21 protein-coding genes are annotated in these 19,835 nt (G+C 66.5%); 9 read left to right on the plus strand and 12 right to left on the minus strand.

Features of this window, described 5'->3' with window-relative positions; translation table 11 throughout:
* Nucleotides 1-60 precede the first annotated feature (60 nt).
* Nucleotides 61-411, minus strand: coding sequence for a ferredoxin (gene fdxA, locus ABUA28_RS03595; RefSeq protein WP_349902557.1), 351 nt, complete (start codon nucleotides 409-411; stop codon nucleotides 61-63).
* An 85-nt stretch (nucleotides 412-496) separates the two neighbouring features.
* A complete protein-coding gene (locus tag ABUA28_RS03600) occupies nucleotides 497-1,180 on the minus strand; it encodes a helix-turn-helix transcriptional regulator (RefSeq protein ID WP_349902558.1) in 684 nt (227 codons plus the stop codon).
* 73 nt (nucleotides 1,181-1,253) lie between these two features.
* On the opposite strand from ABUA28_RS03600, the gene ABUA28_RS03605 reads away from it, so the two are divergent.
* On the plus strand, nucleotides 1,254-1,712 hold the full coding sequence (locus ABUA28_RS03605; RefSeq protein WP_349902559.1) for a SprT-like domain-containing protein: 459 nt from the start codon (nucleotides 1,254-1,256) through the stop codon (nucleotides 1,710-1,712).
* Between the two features lie 102 nt (nucleotides 1,713-1,814).
* Here the strand turns inward: ABUA28_RS03605 and argG are convergent, their stop codons facing one another.
* The gene (argG, locus tag ABUA28_RS03610; RefSeq protein ID WP_349902560.1) at nucleotides 1,815-3,257 is read right to left on the minus strand and encodes an argininosuccinate synthase; all 1,443 of its coding nucleotides are present in this window, start codon (nucleotides 3,255-3,257) and stop codon (nucleotides 1,815-1,817) included.
* A gap of 703 nt (nucleotides 3,258-3,960) precedes the next feature.
* Complete coding sequence (locus ABUA28_RS03615; RefSeq protein ID WP_349902561.1) at nucleotides 3,961-4,377, minus strand: SRPBCC domain-containing protein; 417 nt, start codon at nucleotides 4,375-4,377, stop codon at nucleotides 3,961-3,963.
* A gap of 21 nt (nucleotides 4,378-4,398) precedes the next feature.
* Here ABUA28_RS03615 and ABUA28_RS03620 point away from each other — a divergent pair, with 21 nt between their 5' ends.
* Nucleotides 4,399-5,013, plus strand: coding sequence for a CGNR zinc finger domain-containing protein (locus ABUA28_RS03620; protein ID WP_349902562.1), 615 nt, complete (start codon nucleotides 4,399-4,401; stop codon nucleotides 5,011-5,013).
* A gap of 11 nt (nucleotides 5,014-5,024) precedes the next feature.
* Here ABUA28_RS03620 and ABUA28_RS03625 read toward each other — a convergent pair whose 3' ends face one another.
* On the minus strand, nucleotides 5,025-5,477 hold the full coding sequence (locus tag ABUA28_RS03625; RefSeq protein WP_349902563.1) for a hypothetical protein: 453 nt from the start codon (nucleotides 5,475-5,477) through the stop codon (nucleotides 5,025-5,027).
* A 133-nt stretch (nucleotides 5,478-5,610) separates the two neighbouring features.
* Between ABUA28_RS03625 and ABUA28_RS03630 the strand changes: the two genes are divergently transcribed.
* Entirely contained in the window at nucleotides 5,611-7,512 is a 1,902-nt protein-coding gene (locus tag ABUA28_RS03630) for an APC family permease (protein ID WP_349902698.1), read from the plus strand.
* 3 nt (nucleotides 7,513-7,515) lie between these two features.
* On the opposite strand, the gene ABUA28_RS03635 is transcribed toward ABUA28_RS03630, so the two are convergent.
* Genes ABUA28_RS03635 through ABUA28_RS03650 form a run of 4 tightly spaced genes read right to left on the minus strand, consistent with a single transcriptional unit; the run spans nucleotide 7,516 to nucleotide 10,562 of the window.
* Nucleotides 7,516-8,736 (minus strand): ABC transporter permease, encoded by a 1,221-nt coding sequence (locus tag ABUA28_RS03635; RefSeq protein WP_349902564.1) that lies wholly within the window; start codon nucleotides 8,734-8,736, stop codon nucleotides 7,516-7,518.
* Between the two features lie 2 nt (nucleotides 8,737-8,738).
* Nucleotides 8,739-9,662 (minus strand): ABC transporter ATP-binding protein, encoded by a 924-nt coding sequence (locus tag ABUA28_RS03640; protein WP_349902565.1) that lies wholly within the window; start codon nucleotides 9,660-9,662, stop codon nucleotides 8,739-8,741.
* A gap of 9 nt (nucleotides 9,663-9,671) precedes the next feature.
* Nucleotides 9,672-10,208, minus strand: coding sequence for a 2-phosphosulfolactate phosphatase (locus tag ABUA28_RS03645; RefSeq protein WP_349902566.1), 537 nt, complete (start codon nucleotides 10,206-10,208; stop codon nucleotides 9,672-9,674).
* A 51-nt stretch (nucleotides 10,209-10,259) separates the two neighbouring features.
* Nucleotides 10,260-10,562: a DUF427 domain-containing protein gene (locus ABUA28_RS03650; RefSeq protein ID WP_349902567.1), complete on the minus strand. Its 303-nt coding sequence runs from the start codon at nucleotides 10,560-10,562 to the stop codon at nucleotides 10,260-10,262.
* A 109-nt stretch (nucleotides 10,563-10,671) separates the two neighbouring features.
* On the opposite strand from ABUA28_RS03650, the gene ABUA28_RS03655 reads away from it, so the two are divergent.
* Nucleotides 10,672-11,313, plus strand: coding sequence for a DUF1684 domain-containing protein (locus ABUA28_RS03655; RefSeq protein ID WP_349902568.1), 642 nt, complete (start codon nucleotides 10,672-10,674; stop codon nucleotides 11,311-11,313).
* 434 nt (nucleotides 11,314-11,747) lie between these two features.
* Nucleotides 11,748-13,286: a DEAD/DEAH box helicase gene (locus tag ABUA28_RS03660; protein WP_349902569.1), complete on the plus strand. Its 1,539-nt coding sequence runs from the start codon at nucleotides 11,748-11,750 to the stop codon at nucleotides 13,284-13,286.
* 193 nt (nucleotides 13,287-13,479) lie between these two features.
* Here ABUA28_RS03660 and ABUA28_RS03665 read toward each other — a convergent pair whose 3' ends face one another.
* The gene (locus tag ABUA28_RS03665) at nucleotides 13,480-14,022 is read right to left on the minus strand and encodes an NUDIX hydrolase family protein (protein WP_349902570.1); all 543 of its coding nucleotides are present in this window, start codon (nucleotides 14,020-14,022) and stop codon (nucleotides 13,480-13,482) included.
* Nucleotides 14,023-14,117: 95 nt separating this feature from the next.
* Nucleotides 14,118-14,897, minus strand: a complete 780-nt coding sequence (locus tag ABUA28_RS03670) for an SDR family NAD(P)-dependent oxidoreductase (protein WP_349902571.1) — start codon at nucleotides 14,895-14,897, stop codon at nucleotides 14,118-14,120.
* 207 nt (nucleotides 14,898-15,104) lie between these two features.
* Between ABUA28_RS03670 and ABUA28_RS03675 the strand changes: the two genes are divergently transcribed.
* The 3 genes from ABUA28_RS03675 (at nucleotide 15,105) to ABUA28_RS03685 (ending at nucleotide 18,336) form a co-directional block, all read left to right on the plus strand.
* Nucleotides 15,105-15,731 (plus strand): alpha/beta hydrolase, encoded by a 627-nt coding sequence (locus ABUA28_RS03675; protein ID WP_349902572.1) that lies wholly within the window; start codon nucleotides 15,105-15,107, stop codon nucleotides 15,729-15,731.
* A gap of 7 nt (nucleotides 15,732-15,738) precedes the next feature.
* Nucleotides 15,739-16,578, plus strand: a complete 840-nt coding sequence (locus ABUA28_RS03680) for an SDR family oxidoreductase (protein WP_349902573.1) — start codon at nucleotides 15,739-15,741, stop codon at nucleotides 16,576-16,578.
* Nucleotides 16,579-16,644: 66 nt separating this feature from the next.
* Nucleotides 16,645-18,336 carry a class I adenylate-forming enzyme family protein gene (locus ABUA28_RS03685; protein ID WP_349902574.1) on the plus strand — a complete coding sequence of 564 codons (1,692 nt, stop codon included), beginning with the start codon at nucleotides 16,645-16,647 and terminating at the stop codon, nucleotides 18,334-18,336.
* A gap of 87 nt (nucleotides 18,337-18,423) precedes the next feature.
* Here ABUA28_RS03685 and ABUA28_RS03690 read toward each other — a convergent pair whose 3' ends face one another.
* Complete coding sequence (locus ABUA28_RS03690) at nucleotides 18,424-19,224, minus strand: hypothetical protein (RefSeq protein ID WP_349902575.1); 801 nt, start codon at nucleotides 19,222-19,224, stop codon at nucleotides 18,424-18,426.
* Between the two features lie 235 nt (nucleotides 19,225-19,459).
* Here ABUA28_RS03690 and ABUA28_RS03695 point away from each other — a divergent pair, with 235 nt between their 5' ends.
* Nucleotides 19,460-19,822, plus strand: a complete 363-nt coding sequence (locus ABUA28_RS03695) for an SdpI family protein (RefSeq protein ID WP_349902576.1) — start codon at nucleotides 19,460-19,462, stop codon at nucleotides 19,820-19,822.
* Nucleotides 19,823-19,835 lie beyond the last annotated feature (13 nt).

The raw sequence follows: 19,835 nt of genomic DNA on the forward strand, positions 1-19,835 counted from the left end.
CGAAAAGGTTAACCACCGGGGGCACGCAGTGGGCCGATTGAGACGTGCCCTCGGTGGAGGCTATTGACGCTCGGCGAGCGGAGCGTAACTGGCGACGAGATCCGTGTCCGTGCCGGTGGGGCCGATCTTGGCCGCACCGCCGGGGGAGCCGAGCGGCTCGGTCGCGCCGGGAAGCACCTGTGAGAAGAAGGTGCTGTTGTCTGCGGTGAATGGTGACCAGGCATCCGGGACGTCGTCTTCGTAGAAGATGGCCTGTACGGGGCACACCGGCTCGCAGGCGCCACAATCGATGCACTCGTCCGGGTTGATGTAGAGCGAACGGCCCCCCTCGTAGATGCAGTCGACGGGGCATTCATCGACGCAGGCCCGGTCCATCACATCGATGCACGGTTCTGCGATTACGTAGGTCACGGCTGTTCTCTCTTCTGTGCCGCTCGACTCCCGACGCGGTCACTCACACATTAAAAGCACAATACTCCTTTTATTTAGGAGTGGGCTATTTGGTTTTTGCGCCACCATCAGCCAGGTGTAGCGGGATGACGCACAACTCAGGTTCGACGAACGGCACCAGCCCGGCGGAGTCCCCCTCCTTGCCGAAGGTGCTCAAGGTGCGCTGGATGAGGCCGCGGTGCACGGAGCAGACGACCTCGGGATGCGCGGCCGCGGTGTCCCGGAAGGGGCACGCGAGCAGGTTAATGACCCGGTCATCCCCCTCGCCGCTCAGTTCCGGACCGAACCCCAGGCGGTCGAGTACGGTGACGAGCGGCTCGACGACGCCGCTGGCCGGGTCGACGGCGAGGTCCCGTGTGCTCGCATCCGCCCAGCGCTCGCCCGCGGCGGTCGCGCGTCGTTTACCGCCATCGGGGTCGGAAGACAGCGCATCCGCGAGCACCTCGGCGAGCTGGCGGTGTCCCTCGTCGCTCTGCGCCGCAGCGGTGACACCGAACAGCACCCGGGGGCGACCCCGCTGCCCGTCGTGCGAGAGTTCGCGGCGCACGAGTCCGGCACGCTCGAGCTGCTCGAGATGGAAGCGCACGGTCGTGACGTGCAAGCCGATGCCGTCCGCGATGGCGGCGGCATCCAGCAGTTCGTGCGAACTCGTCAGAAGGTCCAACACCGCGCGACGACTCTGCGAGGCGAGCGCGGCGTGACGCTGTTCGACATCTTTGTCCCCGATCATCCTTTTAAACTACCTCTTTGCGCTTAAAGGCGTCGACATGTTCTGTAGCGGTGGCACGAGTTAGTGTCGTGACGTGGCAGACCTCAATCGGGTGCGCGTGTGGGCGAACGCGCTCATCGCATTGCACCTCGACCCCGCGCTGTGGTCATTCGGCTTCGACAACGCCAAGACCCGCGCCGGGCTGTGCAACTACACGAACAAGAGAATCAGCGTGTCTCGCTACCTGGCCGGGCGGTATGAGGATGACGAGATCCACCAGGTGCTGCTGCACGAGGTCGCGCACGCGATCGCCGGATCACGCGCGGGCCACGGACCCCGGTGGAAGGCCATCGCTGCAGACCTCGGCTACGAGGGAAAGCGGCTGCACGACGGCGCGATCGCCAACGAGCTCGCGCCCTGGGTGGGGACCTGCCCCGCAGGACACCTGCACTACCGCTACCGCAAACCCACCCGCGCGCTCGCCTGCGGCAGGTGTTCCAAGCGGTTCGACCCCGCGTACGTGATCAGCTGGCAGCAGCGGCGGGTGCGGTAAAGGTGTGCCGTCGGCAATCGCCCCAAAGGCTCCGCCCATAGAGGCCCACCACGCCCCCGCCTTCGGCGCGATTGCCGACGGCGGTAGCGCACGGCGATGGGGTCAGTCGGTGCCGGCGTCGAAGGCCGCGCCCTCGGAGGCGACATCGGTCGCGCGCTCGAGCGCAACCGCTGCGGCATCCGCTGACTCGGTGTGATCGAGGATCTCCTCCGCGAACCCGGACTCGAGAGCGCCGACGAGCTCGGCCGTCGCTCCGCCGATGAGTCCGGCGGAGGCGTATTGCTCGAGACGCGAGCGAGAGTCCGCGATGTCGAGATTGCGCATCGTGAGCTGGCCGATGCGGTCGCCGGGGCCGAAGGCGGCATCCCCCACGCGCTCCATCGAGAGCTTGTCGGGGTGGTAGCTGAGTGCAGGGCCGGTCGTGTCGAGGATCGTGTAGTCGTCGCCGCGACGCAGCCGCAGCGTGACCTCGCCGGTCACCGCGGATCCGACCCAGCGCTGCAGGGACTCGCGCAGCATGAGCGACTGCGGATCGAGCCAGCGGCCCTCGTACATGAGGCGGCCGAGGCGACGTCCCTCGGTGTGGTAGCTCGCGACGGTGTCTTCGTTGTGGATGGCGTTGAGCAGGCGCTCGTAGGCGATGTGCAGCAGGGCCATGCCCGGCGCCTCGTAGATGCCGCGGCTCTTGGCCTCGATGATGCGGTTCTCGATCTGGTCCGAGGTGCCGAGGCCGTGACGGCCGCCGACCGCGTTGGCCTCGAGGACGAGGGCAACGGCATCCGTGAACTCGACGCCGTTGATCGCGACGGGGCGACCGGCCTCGAAGCGCACGGAGACGACCTCCGGCGCGATCTCGACGTCGTCGCGCCAAGCGGCGACACCCATGATCGGGTCGACGATGTCGAGGCCCGTGCTCAACTCTTCCAGTCGCTTCGCCTCGTGCGTCGCACCCCAGATGTTCGCGTCGGTGCTGTAGGCCTTCTCGGCGGAATCGCGATACGGGAAGCCGCGCGCGACGAGCCACTCACTCATCTCGGTGCGACCGCCCAGCTCTCCCACGAAATCCGAGTCGAGCCACGGCTTGTAGATGCGCAGGCGCGGATTGGCCATGAGCCCGTAGCGGTAGAACCGCTCGATGTCGTTGCCCTTGTAGGTGGAGCCGTCGCCCCAGATGTCGACGCCGTCCTCTTTCATGGCGCGCACGAGCAGCGTGCCGGTGACCGCGCGACCGAGCGGGGTGGTGTTGAAGTAGGTCTTGCCCCCGGAGCGGATGTGGAAGGCGCCGCACTGCAGGGCGACGAGGCCTTCTTCAACGAGGGCACTGCGAGCATCCACGATCCTGGCGATCTCGGCGCCGTACGCCTTCGCGCGGTCGGGGACGGCCTCGATGTCCGGTTCGTCGTACTGGCCGATGTCCGCCGTGTAGCTGCAGGGGATGGCACCCTTTTCGCGCATCCAGGCGACCGCGCACGAGGTGTCGAGACCTCCCGAGAACGCGATGCCGACTCGCTCGCCGACGGGAAGCTTGTTCAAGACCTTGGACATGCCTATAACCCTAGGACAAGCGGAACCCGCCTCGATTCGGCGCCGGTGATCTCGTATCGCACTTCTGTGTTCAGAGCTTGTTGTAGACCTCGCGGCGGTGCGCGACCTCAACAACGAGGATCGGCGGTGTTCTTCTGGCTGCAGCAGTTGCAACGTTCAGTCTGGTCATGCGGGGTCAGTGCCTGACGGGTGAAACTTCAGGTTGCGTTCAACGCACCCACAACTGCATCCGGGCTTTTTCGCTCGTACAACCGGACCCTTGTCGTGGATGCGCGAACGGTCCAGTTCTATCGAGGTGGTCGTACCCCTCGCCTTCTGCTTTCCGTCCCCGCCAGCTCGCTCCCTACATCGGAACCAACTCTCGACTCACGCCAGCAGGTACCCCCGCGCCTGAAGTCGCAGTGATCGAGTTCCAAAGTCCTAACGGACCTGTACATCAGGCGTTTACGTTTGCGAGCGTGGGTTCACGTCAACGGGTTCTTCACGACCAACAACTCGCTGACGCACTACGGTCGCTCAGCCTCGCGGTCGGTCGCACGGTACCGCTGAACGACTGACCGGGTGTTCAGCCGATCTGTCTCCGCTGCTCGCCGCTCAGAACAAGAGCACGTCGAGTTTGCCTCGCCCGGCGAAGATTCGCGCTCAGGTTCCTCAAACGCGACAGCAGGTCGACACAGAGCTCGTAGCTCAGAGGCAGTGATCGCTAAAGCCGATTGACCGCGTCGGCGAGCTCGGCGATCACGGACTTCCAGTGGCCGAGCATCATGCGCCGCTCATCCCGGTCGGCAAGCTTCTCATGGTGGATGCCGATCGTGGTGCCAGTCGCCGATTCCTTGACCGTGAGCTGCAGCACCGTCTCGTGCGGCCAGTCGCTCGGATGCCAGCCCAGCCTGATCTTCGAGCCCTCGGCGTAGCTGCGCACCGTTCCGACCACACCGTCTGCGGTCTCGTAGGCTTCGCCCTTCTCGCGCACGAGAGTCGTCTCGCCCAGCCAGAGCGGAAGGCCATCGCCGAGCAGGAATTCCCACACAGCCGAGAGCGCGGCGGGCACGGTCTGCCGAACGCCCACCTCCCAGCCCGCGTCTTTGGTGCGCCCCGTGTTGCCCGCCGTGTTCGCCATGTAACCCACTATATTGGTTACGTGCGACAGTCTCAGGATGACGCGGCTCGCCAGTCCGCGACCGGCCAGTGGTTCGACTCCGCGGGCGGCCACCGCTGGTGGTTCGACTCAGGGTCGCTCGCGCTCGACTTCGCTTACACCGGGGCGATGGGCCACAACCCCGCGTGGGAGCGACTCCACACCCCGGAGGATCTCGCCGCCTGGCTGAGCGAGCGATTCGCCGGCATCGACGGCACCGTCACCGACCGCGATCTTCTCGACGCGACGGCCCTGCGCGCGGCCATCGCACGCATCGTCACCGCGAGAAGCCGCGACGAGCAACCGGGCCGCGACGACGTCGACGTGATCAACCTGTTTGCGGCGACCCCGGACATCCCGCCCGCACTTCCCGGCGGCAGCAGGCAGGCCGGGCGCACGAGGGCGCGGGCGAGCCAGGCGCTCTCCGCGATGGCACGCGAGGCGATCGGACTGTTCGGGGCGGAGTCGACCGCGCGCGTCCGCGAATGTGCTGCGGATGACTGCGGCCTGGTCTTCTACGACGAGTCGCGCAGCAACAACCGCCGTTGGTGTTCCATGCAGCGCTGCGGCAACCGCGCAAAGGTGCGGGCACACCGGGCGCGCGGCGCGAAGGCCTGAAACCGCACTGCTCAACCCATGCGGGAGTGCGCGATCACGAGGCCGATCGGCGCGGTCACCGCGAGCACCACGACGATCACGCGGAACGCGTAGAGCAGCCAGCGGTTGCGGGAGTGGTGGCCCCGCACGGCCCAGACGAACAGCACCAGTGCGATCACGAGCAGTGCAGCGCCGATGTAGCTGAGCACCCGGATGTCCGCGAGCGACCCGATCAACACGGCGACGTTCGCGAGATTGAGCGCCACGACCTCCGCGACGATCGCCCACGCCGGTGGCCGCCTCGACGCGAGCTGCGCCTGTCCGATCCCCAGGACGAGCTGCGCAACACCCGCGACGAGCACGATGTAGGCCACGGCCCAGGAGGCGAGGTAGCTCGGTGACCCGGCCGCGACCGCCGAGATCACCCCTCCCGCAATGACGCTCAGACCGCCGATGATAATGAAGGGGATTCCGGCTCTGTTCACAGCCTCCAGCCTATGCTCGGCACCGGAAACGACACCATTCCACAATTGCTACACCGGGAGCAGCGTCATCTGTCGGCATCTGCCGTACTGTGTGCAAGTGGATACAACCCGTGGTGGTTCCTTTCGCCGGTGGATGTTGAAGGGTCTCGTCGATCCGCACGGATCACACGTGGGGCCGCACGCACAATCGGTGGAGAAAACCCGCTCGTGGTGGCAGGTCATGTGCCTCACCGGCGTCGACTACTTCTCGACGCTTGGTTACCAACCGGCCATCGCCGCCCTCGCTGCAGGTCTACTCTCCCCGGTCGCAACGATCGTGCTCGTGGCACTGACCCTGCTCGGCGCGCTGCCCGTCTACCGTCGAGTCGCCGCGGAGAGCCCGCGAGGGTCGGGTTCCATCCACATGCTCGAGAAACTGCTGCCATGGTGGGCGGGCAAGTTGTTCGTGCTCGTGCTGCTCGGCTTCGCCGCGACCGACTTCATGATCACGATCACCCTTTCGGCGGCGGATGCTTCGGCGCACGCCATCGAGAACCCATTCGCTCCGGCCTGGCTGCACGGCAATCAAGTGCTCGTGACCCTCGTGCTGATCACGCTGCTCGGCGCGGTCTTCCTGCGGGGCTTCAAGGATGCGATCGGCGTCGCGGTCGTTCTGGTGACCGTGTACCTCGTCCTCAACCTCGTCGTGGTGGCGACGGCGATCGGGCACGCCGCCGGGCACCCGACCCTGGTCACGGACTGGTGGGGCGCGCTCACGACGCAGCACGGCGATCCGCTCGTCATGGTCGGCATCGCCCTGCTCGTGTTTCCCAAGCTCGCGCTGGGCCTCTCGGGCTTCGAGACCGGTGTCGCGGTGATGCCGCAGGTGCACGGTGGGCCGCACGACACCGAGGAGAACCCGGCAGGGCGCATCCGCGGAACCAAGCGCCTGCTCACCACGGCAGCCGTGATCATGAGCGCCTTCCTCATCACCTCGAGCCTCGTCACGACACTCCTCATTCCGCAGAGGGAGTTCCAGCCGGGCGGCTCGGCCAACGGCCGGGCGCTCGCCTACCTCGCCCACGAATACCTGGGGTCGGCATTCGGCACCGTCTACGACCTCAGCACCATCTGCATCCTGTGGTTCGCCGGAGCATCGGCGCTCGCAGGGCTCCTGAACCTTGTACCCCGCTATCTGCCCAGATACGGCATGGCGCCACAGTGGGCCCGCGCCGTGCGCCCACTCGTGTTCGTGTTCATTGCGATCGCCTTCGCCATCACCCTCATCTTCCAGGCGAACGTGGATGCGCAGGGCGGGGCATACGCGACGGGCGTTCTCGTGCTCATCACCTCGGGCTCGATCGCCGTCGCCCTCTCGGCCCGGCGCAAGCGGCAGCACTGGCGCACCATCGGCTTCGGCGTGATCTCCCTGATCTTCGTCTACACGACCGTCGCCAACGTGATCGAGCGCCCGGACGGCGTGAGGATCGCGGCTCTGTTCATCGTCGGCATCGTCACGGTGTCGATCGTGTCGCGAGTGCGTCGATCATTCCAGTTGCGAGCCACCTCGGTGACCCTGGACGAGGAAGCACTCCGCTTCGTGATGGAGGATTCGGAAACATACGACGCCATCCAGATCGTCGCTCATGAGCCAAAAGCCGACGACAAGGCCGAGTACCGCGACAAGCTTCGTGACGAACGACGCTACAGCCACATCCCGTCGAGAACGCCGATCATCTTTCTCGAGGTCTATCCCTCCGACTCCTCCGATTTCGAGGAGGACCTCCTCGTTCGCGGCATGACGATACACGGATACCGGGTGCTGCAGGTGGTGAGCGGCGCCATCCCGAACACCATCGCAGCAGTGCTTCTGGAGATCCGAGACCAGGCCGGCACGATACCCGAGGTCTATCTGGAGTGGACGCAGGGTAATCCGATCTCGAATATGTTCAAGTTCCTCATCACGGGAACCGGTGAGATCGGACCCGTCACCCGCGAGGTACTTCGCGAGGCCGAGCCGCAGGTCAAGCGTCGGCCCACGGTGCATGTGAGCTGAGGTCTACTTCTGGCGTGCGAGCGCGGTCTTGAGCGAGACCTTGCGGGTGTACTCGATCGAGCCGAAGCGGAACAGGCGCACGGCGAGCTTCAGCGCGACGTAGCCGAGCCCGAACAGCTCGACGATGATGATCGTCGATTGCCACCACTCGAGCGAACCGAAGCCGTTGCGCAGCATCGCCGTGACCGGCGCCGAGAACGGGAAGTAGGTGAACACCTGCACGATGAACGCGTTCGGGTCGCTCACGATGAGCGTGACGATATAGAACGGGATGAAGATGAGCGCCATCATCATGCCGAAGAAGGCTCCCGCGTCCTTCACGCTCGGCATCGCCGCGCCGATCGCGACGAGCGTGCCCGTGAACAGGATGAAGCCGCCGATCAGGATCAGCGCGCCCACGATCATCCGCTGCGGGTCGAAGATGAGCGTCGAGATGTCGAAGCCCGGAAGCGCGAGGGATTCCCTGAAGAACAGGTAGCCGACGATCACCGGCAACGCGAAGACCAGCACCTGCACCACCGCCACAATGAACAGCGACACGATCTTGCCGACGATGAGCGTGGTCGGATTCACCGTGGTGAGAATCATCTCGGTGACGCGATTCTCCTTCTCCTCCAGCGTGCTCGAGAGCATCTGGTTGCCGAGTAGCAGGATGACCACGTAGAAGATCACGAGGAAGAACAGCGGGGGAACCAGGGCGTTGATGCCGCCGGCGACCTCCCCGTCCTTGTACGTAACGGACGTGACATCCACGTGGCCCTGCGCGAGCGCCGAGAGCTCCGGGGAGCCGATCGCCTGTTGCGCGCTGAGCTGCAGCACGGTCGTCGCGATCGAGGAGTACTTGCCGTTGGCGAAGATGCCCTCGTCCACGCCGTAGGTCTTCACCGGCTGCTTGGCCGGGTTCGCCGGGTAAGCGAAGTAGGCGTCGAGCGTGCCGGACCTGACCTCGGCGATCGCCTGGTCGCCATCCGTCACCTTCGTACCGCCCAGTTTGCTCGCGATCGCGTCGTTGATCTGGCCGGAGGCATCGCTGTAGGAGAAGGCGAGCTTCGCGTTCTTCTGCGAGTCGACGCTGCTCGACGTGGACGAGTTGCTGAGGAAGACGAGTGCGAACACGATGCCGATGACGACGGGAACGACGAGGGTCGAGATCCAGAATCGCTTCGTGGTGAGTGTGCGGCGCACTTCGAAGCCGACGACGACGCGCAGGTTGTGCTGGGCCATGGTCACTCTCCCGTCCCGTTCTCTTCGCCGTAGACGCGCACGAAGATATCGTCGAGCGACAGCTTGCTCGTGGTGAACTCCCGCACCTGCACGCCCGCGTCGACGAGCTCGCGCAGGATGACCGACTCGTCCGCGCCATCCGTCAGGGCAAGTTCGGCGTAGTTGGTCTGTTGCAGCGAGATCTCGTAGTGGGTGGATGGCGGGATGACGCCGCCCGAATACCGCAGGCGGATGATCTCCCCGCCATACTGGTCCTGCACCTCGTCGATCGTGCCGTACGCCTCCGCACGACCGTCCTTGAGCAGGATGACCCGGTCGCAGAGCCGCTCGACCTCCTCCATCTGGTGGGTCACCATCATGACGGTCGCGCCGGCCTTCTTCTGGTCTTCGATGATGTCCATGAGCAGGCGGCGGTTCACCGGGTCGAAGCCCTTGGTCGGCTCGTCGAGGATGAGAAGCTCCGGCTTGTTCATGATCGTCACGCCGAGCTGCACCTTTTGCTGCTGGCCACCTGAAAGCTTGTCGAGGCGGATCGCGGCCTTGTCGGCGAGCGCCACCCGCTCGAGGTAGTCCATCGACCACTCCTTGGCCCCCTGGTGGGTAAGCCCCTTGAGGCGGCCAAAGTAGACCATCACGTCGATGACGGACTCCTTCTTGTAGAGCCCGCGCTCCTCGGGAAGGTAGCCGAGACTGCCGCTGTTCTCGGGGCTGAACGGCTTGCCCTCGATGTGCAGCACGCCCGCCGTCGGCTGGTAGATGCCGAGCAGGGCACGGATGGTCGTGGTCTTGCCCGAGCCGTTGCTGCCGAGAAATCCGAAGGTCTCGCCACGGTTGATGTCGAACGACAGGTCGTCGATGACCGTGGTCTTGCCGAACGTCATCGTGAAGTGGTCGATGTGGACAAGCGCCTCTGCGGAAGTCTGCATCGCTCCACGCTACGGGAGTCTGGGGACAGACAAAACCTCGGTGTCGACATCCAGCTGCAGTGCGGGCGCGATCTCGTCGCCCCTCCCCAGTGCGGTCAGCTCGTGACCGCTCGATGACGCGGTGGCGAGATGCGCGATCGCGCGGTGCAGGCCGGTGAACGCCGCGCAGGCTGCCGCACCTTCCGGCGAGACGAAGTCGATGCCCGCCGTGGCGAGCGCATCGATGATCGCGCCAGCGGCAAGCAAATCCTCCACGGCGAAGCGGATACTGCCGTCGTCACGGGCGTCCCCTGCCGCGATCACCGCGACGAAGACACGGTCGCCCTTCTCTGCCTGCCGGTCGAGCACCCACCGGGCGACGGCCGTGCGGTTGCGGAACCCGCCCTGCACGACCTCGGCGGCGACATCCGGAATCTCGAGCGCGGGACTCGTCGACAGCACGTCGACCAGCACGACCAGGTCGGCGTCCCGGGCAATGGCACGGATGCCCGCGGAGCCCCAGTCGAAGCGGACCTGGTAGTGGGACTGGTCGTGTGGTGAACTCACCGTGCCATCGTATGGGGCGGCCACGCTCGCGACCGCGGGGATGACCCGGTGTTACTCGGTGACCTTCACTTCTTTCCAGAACGCGACGTAGTTGCTGTAGTCCTTGCCGACCCGCTCAAACGAGGTCGGGTACGGGTTCGGGTAGCTCCAGGCGCGATCCTGCAGAAGCGCATCCCCCTCCTTCACGCTGAAGTACTGGCAGACGCCCTTCCACGGACAGGTGTACGGAGTCGGACTCTCGACGAGGTACTCGCTCCTCACGCTCGACGGCGGAAAATACCAGTTTCCCTCGATCGAGACGAGGTCTTCCTTCGGTGCCTCGGCGATCACGGTGTCGCCCAATAGTGCCTTCATGGTTGCTCCTTCGCTCCCGAGTGACAACGACACGTTCCCGCACCACATTCCCCGTGGCACCTGTGCGCTTGCCGAGCGTGCTCGCGTTCGTCGAGCGTAGCGTTAGAGGATGACAGCATTCGAGGTTGCCGACTGGCGACGAAATGTCTTCGCCCTGTACGCATCGGTTCGCGCGGCAAAAGACCCCGCCATGGGGCACGAGCTCTGGCGCACCGGGCGCGACCGGCTGTTCTCGGCCCACTCGGCCACACCGCTGCTCCCGGAGGAGCGGGGCACCTTCGTCGGTCTGCCCATCGCCCCATACGACCCGGCCTGGCGATTCGAGCTTGAGTTGCTCGAGACGGAACCGGAGCGCCTCGAGGTGGAGACCGGAACGGATGGCGTCGTGCCGTTCGAGCGCCTCGGCCGCGTCGAAGTGCCCGACGTCGGCTCGCTCGACGTATGGCGGCTCACGACCTACGGCGGCGGCATCTTCGTGCCGGTGAAGGATGCCCTGGCCGGGCGGCGTCCATCGGCAGAAGAACCGCAGGTGGCATCCGGAACCTACGGCGGCGGACGCTACCTTCTCGACACCATCAAGGGTGCGGACCTGGGCCAGGGTGCGCATCCGAACTCCCTCGTCATCGACTTCAACTTCGCCTACAACCCCTCGTGCGCGTACGACCCCGCCTGGGCCTGCCCGCTCGCGCCGCCGAGCAACACCGTGGACGTGGAGATCCCGGTGGGCGAGCTCTACGCCGGCGAGTACTGAGCCGCGCGCACCCCGCCTCGCGCAGCGCGCCCCGCCCCGGCATCCCTCATTTCCGCCCAAATGAAGGAGTTGCGGATGCGGCGCCCCGAGATTCCGGGGACGACGAGTCGCTGGGAGCGCTCCACTCCTTCATTTGGGAGGCCACACGCAGCGGCGGACGCACGATACAGACACCACACCGGCGGCAGCGGCCGCGTACTGCTACGCTTGAGGCACTTGCGAGTTCGTCATGAACTCCCTGCGTCGTAGAACGCTTGTCCTGAGTGGGCGCCCCAGCGCCGTATCGAAGGGCTTCCTCTTCTCGCCGAAACAGATTCGGTTCGTAGACACTTTCTCCGGCGATCGATTGTGACCACCGTCACTCTCGCCATTTGTTCGATCGGCGCTCAGGCGCTGCCGAACCACCGATGCCCGAAAGGCACCACACCAGCTTTATGTCCGAAACAACTTTCAGCACGCTCGGCGTGCCCGCACCCCTCGTCGCGAAACTCACGGCAGAAGGCATCACCTCCCCCTTCCCGATCCAGGCCGACACCCTGCCAGACACGCTCGCCGGGCGCGACGTGCTCGGCCGAGGCAAGACCGGCAGTGGCAAGACGCTCGCGTTCGCCATCCCGATGGCCGCTCGTCTCGGCGGAAAGCTCTCCGGCGGCAACCGCCGCGCCGGCCGCCCGCTCGGCCTCGTGCTTGCACCGACCCGCGAGCTCGCCACCCAGATAACCCACGCGATGGAGCCCCTCGCCGACGCCTACGGCCTCAAGATCACCACGATCTTCGGCGGCGTCTCGCAGCAGCGCCAGGTCGCGGCCCTCAAGAGCGGCGTCGACATCGTCGTCGCCTGCCCCGGCCGGCTCGAAGACCTCATGCACCAGGGCTTCGTCACGCTGGATGCCGTGGAGATCACCGTGCTCGACGAGGCCGACCACATGGCCGACCTCGGCTTCCTGCCCGTCGTCACCCGCATCCTCGACAAGACCCCGAACAACGGCCAGCGCCTGCTGTTCTCGGCCACCCTCGACAACGGTGTGGACAAGATCGTGCGCCGCTTCCTCCACAACGAGGTGCTCCACTCCGTGGACGACGAGCACTCGCACGTCGAGGCGATGACCCACCACGTGTTCGAGGTCGAGTCGGTCGACGCCAAGAACGAGCTCGTCAGGAAGCTTGCCTCCGGCACCGGCCGCCGCATCCTGTTCATGCGCACCAAGCACCACGCCAAGAAGCTCGCGCGCCAGCTCACCGAGGCGGGCATCCCGAGCGTCGACCTGCACGGCAACCTCTCCCAGCCACAGCGCGACCGCAACCTCGCCGCGTTCGGCGACGGAAGCGTCAAGGTGCTCGTGGCAACGGATGTCGCGGCCCGCGGCGTTCACGTCGACGACATCGAGCTCGTCATCCACGTCGACCCGCCGGCCGAGCACAAGGCATACCTGCACCGCTCCGGTCGCACCGCTCGCGCGGGCAAGCAGGGCGAGGTCGTCACGATCGTGCTGCCGACCCAGCGCAAAGACACCGCGGCGCTCCTGCGCAAGGCGGAGATCAGCGTCGTTCCGCAGAGCGTGACCGCATCTTCGGATGCCGTGACGACCCTCGTGGGCGAGGTCGCGGCCTACGTGAAGCCGGCCCCGCGTGCCGCTGCCCAGCCCCAGGGCGGTGGCCGTTCGCGCCAGTCGCAGGGCGGACGCACCGGCGGCGGGCGTTCGCAGGGAGCCAACGCCCAGCGCAAGCGGGCCAACCGCGACGGCGCAGCATCCGGCGCTCCCCGCAGCGAGCGCACCGGTGGATCGCGCAACTTCTACAGCACGGCCAGCGGCGAGGGCGCATCTGGTACTGCACACTCCGGCGGCCAGCGCTCCGGCGCACCGCGTTCCAGTGCACCGCGCGGCGGTCGCTCCGGCGGCGCGGGTCGCGCGGGTTCCGGCGGCGGCCTCGTCGGCATGTCGCAGGGTGGCGGGCGACGCCGGGGACGTTAAGCACTGATTACAGCAGGGCCCTCGCGTTCGCGCGGGGCCCTTTGTGCATCCGGGCGCAGGCAATCGCCAGCACCTCCCGGCCGCGGTATCCACAACTCCTGCAATTCGCGTCGGCGCAAGACGAGACATCCTGAACGACGGTCCGGTCGCGCGTTCTGCAGGAGTTATGCACCAGGCCGGGCGAGCCGACGTGCTAGTAGAGCACTCCGACCGAGGCCAGGGCCGCGCGCACGAGGGAGCCGCGGCCACCCTCCATGTCGGCGGCGATCGAGTCGGATGCGGCCTCGCGCGGCGTCATCCAGGTGAGTTCGAGCGCGTCCTGCCGCGGCTCGCAGGTGCCGGTGACGGGAACGACGTAGGCCAGCGAGACCGCGTGCTGGCGCACATCCGTGTACTGGCTCTCGCCGGGGAAAGGAAAGTATTCCGCCACGGAGAACGGCACGGGGTTCGCAGGCAGGAGCGGGAACGCCATCGGCCCGAGATCCTTCTCGAGGTGCCGGAACAGGGCGTCGCGCAGGGTCTCGCCGTACATGACGCGACCGGAGACGAGGGTGCGCGTGATGGAACCCGTCTCGGATGCCCGCAGCAGCATCCCGACTTCGATCACCCTGCCGAGACCATCGACCCGCACCGGCACGCCCTCGACGTAGAGGATCGGCAGCCGTCCGCGAATGTCTTCGAGCTCCTCATCGGAGAGCCAACCGGAATTCGGGTCTGGGGTGCCAACGGAGCTCATGGTCCATTCTCTCCCCTCCCGCCGCAGCCATGCCTTGCGGCGCGCTTCCTGCCGTTCTCCCGAAGCGCGTCAGCGCTGGTCCGCACACAGGCGAGTCACATGCGCAAATAGGATGCACCGTTGGCATCGAGAATCGCTCCCGACGACCAGGCCGCCTCGGGAGACGCCAGCCAGTGCACTGCTGCGGCGATCTCTTCCGGAGTGCCAACGCGGCCGAACGGGCTCTGCGCCCTGAGACCGTCCCCTTCCGAGCCTTCCAACTTGGCGAATTGGCGGCGCGTCGCGACGAAGCCAGGTGCCACCGAGGTGACCGAGATGCCGTACGGCGCCAACGCGACCGCGAGCGATTGTCCGAGCGCATGCAGGCCAGCTTTACTGGCCGCATACGCCGGATACTCGGGTTCGCCTCGGAAAGCACCGCGGGATCCGACGTTGACGATGGCCCCGGGCGCGGATCGTCCGATCAGGTGATGAGCCATTGCCCACGAAAGATTGGCGACACCGAGTAGATTCACGTCGATCATCCGTCGCCAGGCGTCAGTCCACTGCGCGTACGACACTTCGCCGATGACGTGCCGGTTTTCTTCGGATGGTGCGACCGCGGCATTGCAGACCAGCACATCCAGGGCGCCCAGTTCGTCAACGGCGGCCTGAACGATTCGCGGTGCAGAACCGACGTCCGCTAAGTCTCCAGAAACGAGAGCGTGGCCCTCGCCTGGGAGTGAACGCAGCGTCTCTTCTGCAGCAGCCTTATTCGTGACGTAGTGCACCGCAACGCGATCGCCGCCCTCCGCGAAGCGACGTGCCACGGCAGCCCCTATGCCCCCCGATGCACCGGTGACAAGGGCCGCCCGCGACGGAATGGAGGAGCTCACGAGGTGAAGATCTTCGACTCGTCACGGAAGGATTTGAACCCCATCGAATTGCCTGCGCTTTCTTTGTCCAGACGTCAACGTTAGAACATGAGGCTCACGCACGCGTGGCGAACTGTTGCAGTAGCGCGAGGATTCGAGGAGCACGTCTCCGCGGCGATGCAGGGCCCACTCGATGAATAAGCGCCGGTGCGGTGCAAGTATGTAGAGATGCACCTAGACCGACACGCAGTACTCTGGTCCGCCCCGGAGCGCGAGCGCGCCGGTCGTCCGCTGCTGGTGCTCATGCACGGGAAGGGATCGAACGAGAACGACCTGTTCGGGCTGTCGCCGCTGCTCCCGCTCGAGCCGGTCGTCGCATCCGTTCGCGCTGTGCTGCCCGACGGTCCCGGCTACTCCTGGTTCGATCATGCCCACTACGTCGACGGCGGCCCGACCCACGAGTACGCGGATGCCGCAGCCACGGCCGTTCTCGACTGGCTCGGCGAACAGCACTACAGCTCGGTCGACATCCTCGGCTTCTCGCAGGGCGGGGCCATGGTGCTGCAGCTGCTGCGCCTGAGCCCGCGGACCTTCGGCCGCGCGGTCACCCTGTCGGGATATGCCGTTCAGGGCATACACCCTGGGGATGCGACGCTCGAGGCCCTACGTCCGCCCGTGTTCTGGGGTCGAGGCACCGAGGACCGGGTGATCGATCCTGGCTCGATCGACCGCACGATCGACTGGCTGCCACAGCACTCGACCCTGACCGAGCGCATCTACGAGGGCCTCGGACACGGCCTGGTGGCATCCGAGGTGCGAGAGATCGGCGAGTTCCTGCGCGGAAGCGCGGACTGAGACGACCATGACCGATCCCGTTCGCACCGCAATCGTCACCGGTGGATCGCGCGGTGTCGGCCGCAGGATCGCGGAGGTGCTGGCCGCGGACGGCGTGCGCGTGCTGCTCAGCTACCGCCGCAACCAGGCGGATGCGGAGCGCGTCGTCGAGGGCATCGAGCGCGCGGGCGGTACGGCCGTCGCCGTGCGCGTGGAACTCGAGTCGGCCGACGACATCGACGCGCTGTTCGACGAGCACTTCAGTACCGGCGAAAAACTGGACTATCTCGTCGCGAACGCGGCGGCGAGCGCGTTCCGCCCGATAGCGGGCTTCTCCGCCCACCACCTCGAACGCTCCTGGGCGACCAACGTGCGCTCCTTCGTGCTGCTCAGCCAGCGCGCGCTTCCACACCTCGTCGACGGCGGCCGCATCGTGGCCCTCACGAGCTATGGCAGCATCCGCGCCTTCCCCGGCTACGGGGCGATTGGCGCGGACAAGGCCGCGATCGAGTCCTGGGTACGCCACATGGCAGCGGAGTTCGGTCCACGCGGGATCACGGTCAACGCGGTCAACGGCGGGCTCGTCGACACGGATTCACTGCGGCATTTCTACGCACTGCCTGGAATGCCGGGTATCGACTCGATGATCGCGCGCATCCCGCTCGGGAGGCTCGCGACCGTCGATGATCTTGCGCACGCGGTGGCCTTTCTCACGAGCCCCGGAGCGAGCTACATCACCGGCCACGTCTTGACGATCGACGGCGGCCTGACTATCGTGGCGCCACCGTACTGGTCGGAGATGACCCGCGACGAAGCCGACCCGACCGGTGGTTCCCCCGCGGAGAAATCCAGCAACGACCACCCCTAGAAAACCGCCCAGGACACGACGCCTGAAAGGACGCCCGCCCGAGCATCCACAGGAAGAGAAGACGTCATGACCCTCACCGATTCGTCCACGAAGCTGCACTCCAACAGTGAGTACGACCCGAGTGCGCTCAAGACCGTGTTCGAGCACAACTTCACCTACGCCTCCGGGGTCGAGCGCAACATCCACCGCTATGCGGACCAGCCCGCGATCATCGACTCGGACACCGGGCAGAGCTGGACCTTTCGGGAGTTCGGTGCGGTCACCGGGCAGCTCATGGCCGGCCTCAAAGCGAAGGGTGTCGGCGTCGGCGACATCGTCGCCTTCCAGCTGATGAACCGGCCGGAGTTCGCATTTCTCTACGTCGCCGCGCAGGGCCTGCGCGCGGTGAGCTCCCCCATGAACTTTCGCCTCGCGCCCGCGGAGATCGCCTTCATCCTGAGCGATTCGAGACCTACGATCTTCTTCTACGACGCCGCGGATGCCGAGAACATCGACAAGGCGCTGGCACTGTCCGAGTTCCAGCCCCCGGTTCTCGTCGCGGTCGGGGACGGCACGCCGCTCACCGGCTCGCTCGTCTTCGACGACCTGCTCGTGGCGGATGCGCCGAGCTTCCGCGCACCGGCAGACGGCAGCGTCTGGGACGAGACGAGTCGCCTCTACACCTCGGGCACCACCGGCATGCCGAAGGCTGTGCCTCTCACGAGTCTCAACGAGGTGCTCACCGCGCACGACGTGATCATGCACATGTCGCTCGTGCCCGGCGACAAGACGATGAACATGTCGCCGTGGTTCCACCGCGGCGGCAATTACTGTGCTGGCCCGAACACGATGCTCTACCTCGGCGGCTGCGTCGTCACCTTCCCGCGCTTCGACGCGAACCGGATGCTCGACCTGATCGAGCAGTACCAGCTGAGCTACATCATCGGCGCACCGACGAACCTCGAGCGGCTCGCGGAGGCCCAGGAGGCGAAGCCGCGCAGTCTCGGCAGCCTCAAGGGGATCGTGACGATGGGTGCGCCGTTCGAGCGGGCCGCCGCGCTGCGCTACCAGCGCATCCTGAGCCCGCGCATCGCGAACGGCTACGGAACGACAGAGGCATTCTGGAACACCTTCCTGCGGCCGGAGGACCTGACCACCGCCGCTGGTGCGGCGGGGCGCGCCTGCGTCGATGACGATGTCGTCGTCGTGAAGGTCTACCCGGACAGGCTCGCAGACCCGGATGACCTCGCTGACAAGGACGGCCACGAGATCGGCGAGGTCATCGTACGCTCGTCGAAGTCCGGCCACGCCTACATGCACAATCCGGAGGAGCAGGAGAAGAAGTTCCACGACGGCTGGCTCTACGCGGGCGATCTCGCGAGCTGGACCGAGGATGAGATGGTCACCGTGATCGGCCGCAAGGACGACATGATCATCTCGGGTGGCGAAAACGTGCATCCGGTTCAGGTGGAAGCGCTGCTCGCGGAGCACACGGGCGTCGCGGACTCGATCGTGGTCGGCACGCCGCACCCTGAGTGGGGCGAACTGGTTGTGGCGTACGTGCAACGCAAGCCTGGACAGCTCACCGACGAGGCGGCGGCCGCGAAGGAGCTCGATGAGTTCTGCACCTCGAGCCCGAGCCTCGCGGGCTACAAGCGTCCGCGGCGCTATGCCTTCGTCGACGCGCTGCCCTATACGGCAACGGGCAAGAAGCAGCACTTCAAGCTGAAGGAGCAGTCCGTGGCCGACCAGGCCGCCGGGCGGTTCGTCACCCCATAGGGGCCGCTCAGCGCACCGATAGTCGGGCAGCCCGTTCCGAGGCCGACGGCGACCGGCGTCGAGATGACATGTCGAACCAGGGTCGGGTCACCCAATGGTCCAACCGAGCGGATCTGAGGGTTCCCGGCGCCACTCGCTCGGAGTGCCGGATTCGGCGAGCACATCTGCCAGCCAGTACGTCTCGTCGGGGTTCCATCCGGCCAGTACCGCGTGCGAGTCGCCGAAGGAAAGCGCCCGGCCGGCGGTCGTGAGGTAGCCGAGCACGGTGAGGTGCACCGCGTCATAGTCGGATGCCACGGCCGCCCAGTCGGGGATCAGCCAGCTGCCGTCGTACCCGGTCGCCCTCCACCAGTCGTGGCGGCGAGACAGGGACACGTCCAGCGGATACCTGCCCGCCAACTCGGCCCAGGCATCCGACCCGGTGATCTCGAAGACGCGAGCGTCGGATGCCGGCCGCAGTGACCACACGCGCGCCTGCTGCCAGCCAAAGGTGTCTTCGACGAGCACGAGCCCGACCGCGGCGAGCAATGGCAATGCCCGGGTCGTGGTCACGAGGGGAACCAGTTGAGGCGCCGACCACCAATATCCCGAAACATTCTCCGCGAGCCCATATGGACGCTCCCGCGACTGGAGCTCGTCGGCAACCGTCCGCGCTTTCCACTGCTCAAGCTGAGGTCGCGCTCCGACCAACGCGGGCGGCTCCCCTGGCGTCTCATCGAGCCACTGCACGTAACGCTGCCGCTCACGGTCGAGCGGCGTCGACCACCACGCGGCCTTGGGAGAGGAGGCGACTGCCTCGGCGACGGGAGCGAGAGCAGCCTGGACCCGCGGGTCGGCGAGGAGACGGTCGACCTCGTAGGGCTCCTGCCAATACCGTGCCGCGTCCACATCGCGCCTACCCGCATCCACGCCCACTCTCGTCTGCGCCCACGGAGGGCACCACCTGGCGTAACTCCTGCGACTTGCGGCCAGGTCTGGCGCGGCCACCACAAACACGGGCCTGGTCACGTGCAGGCAGGCAATTTGCAGGAGTTACGGAAGGGGCGGTCCCCCGATGCCGACACAGCCGCGGCCGGATGGCGCTCCGGGAGTGCAGGGGAGGGCACGGGGTAGCCTGATCCCCATGATTGTTGCCGCGGTCGTCATCCTGCTCGTGTCCGTCGCGTTTCCGTTCCTGATCCACGCGTGCGCGACCGGGCGGATCCGGTCCAACCCGTTCGTCGGCATCCGGATCGCGTCGGTCATGGCGAGCGAGGAGACCTGGCGCGCGGGACACAGGGCTGCGCTGCCCACGGTCTGGGTCGGCGCACCGATCGCGGTCATCCTGGCGGCGATCGCTCTCCTCGCGCCGCTGTCCGTCGACGCCCAGCGCACCCTTGTGCTCGTCGCGGCGGGGGTGCTCATCGTCTCGGTGATCGTGGGAGGGGTCTTCGCCAACCGCGCGGCACTCGCGGTGACCGCCGAGAGCCTCGAAAAGCAGCACTGAGCGGAGCAGCCGC

The organism is Parafrigoribacterium humi, assembly GCF_040227205.1.
Lineage (GTDB): Bacteria > Actinomycetota > Actinomycetes > Actinomycetales > Microbacteriaceae > Parafrigoribacterium_A > Parafrigoribacterium_A humi.

Excerpts from the sequence above, each read along its gene's own strand:
- ABUA28_RS03600 (WP_349902558.1), bottom strand. The coding sequence starts at position 1,180 with ATGATCGGGGACAAAGATGTCGAACAGCGTCACGCCGCGCTCGCCTCG.
- argG (WP_349902560.1), bottom strand. The coding sequence starts at position 3,257 with ATGTCCAAGGTCTTGAACAAGCTTCCCGTCGGCGAGCGAGTCGGCATC.
- ABUA28_RS03615 (WP_349902561.1), bottom strand. The coding sequence starts at position 4,377 with ATGGCGAACACGGCGGGCAACACGGGGCGCACCAAAGACGCGGGCTGG.
- ABUA28_RS03630 (WP_349902698.1), top strand. The coding sequence starts at position 5,611 with ATGTTGAAGGGTCTCGTCGATCCGCACGGATCACACGTGGGGCCGCAC.
- ABUA28_RS03635 (WP_349902564.1), bottom strand. The coding sequence starts at position 8,736 with ATGGCCCAGCACAACCTGCGCGTCGTCGTCGGCTTCGAAGTGCGCCGC.
- ABUA28_RS03640 (WP_349902565.1), bottom strand. The coding sequence starts at position 9,662 with ATGCAGACTTCCGCAGAGGCGCTTGTCCACATCGACCACTTCACGATG.
- ABUA28_RS03650 (WP_349902567.1), bottom strand. The coding sequence starts at position 10,562 with ATGAAGGCACTATTGGGCGACACCGTGATCGCCGAGGCACCGAAGGAA.
- ABUA28_RS03655 (WP_349902568.1), top strand. The coding sequence starts at position 10,672 with ATGACAGCATTCGAGGTTGCCGACTGGCGACGAAATGTCTTCGCCCTG.
- ABUA28_RS03660 (WP_349902569.1), top strand. The coding sequence starts at position 11,748 with ATGTCCGAAACAACTTTCAGCACGCTCGGCGTGCCCGCACCCCTCGTC.
- ABUA28_RS03665 (WP_349902570.1), bottom strand. The coding sequence starts at position 14,022 with ATGAGCTCCGTTGGCACCCCAGACCCGAATTCCGGTTGGCTCTCCGAT.
- ABUA28_RS03675 (WP_349902572.1), top strand. The coding sequence starts at position 15,105 with ATGCACCTAGACCGACACGCAGTACTCTGGTCCGCCCCGGAGCGCGAG.
- ABUA28_RS03680 (WP_349902573.1), top strand. The coding sequence starts at position 15,739 with ATGACCGATCCCGTTCGCACCGCAATCGTCACCGGTGGATCGCGCGGT.
- ABUA28_RS03685 (WP_349902574.1), top strand. The coding sequence starts at position 16,645 with ATGACCCTCACCGATTCGTCCACGAAGCTGCACTCCAACAGTGAGTAC.
- ABUA28_RS03695 (WP_349902576.1), top strand. The coding sequence starts at position 19,460 with ATGATTGTTGCCGCGGTCGTCATCCTGCTCGTGTCCGTCGCGTTTCCG.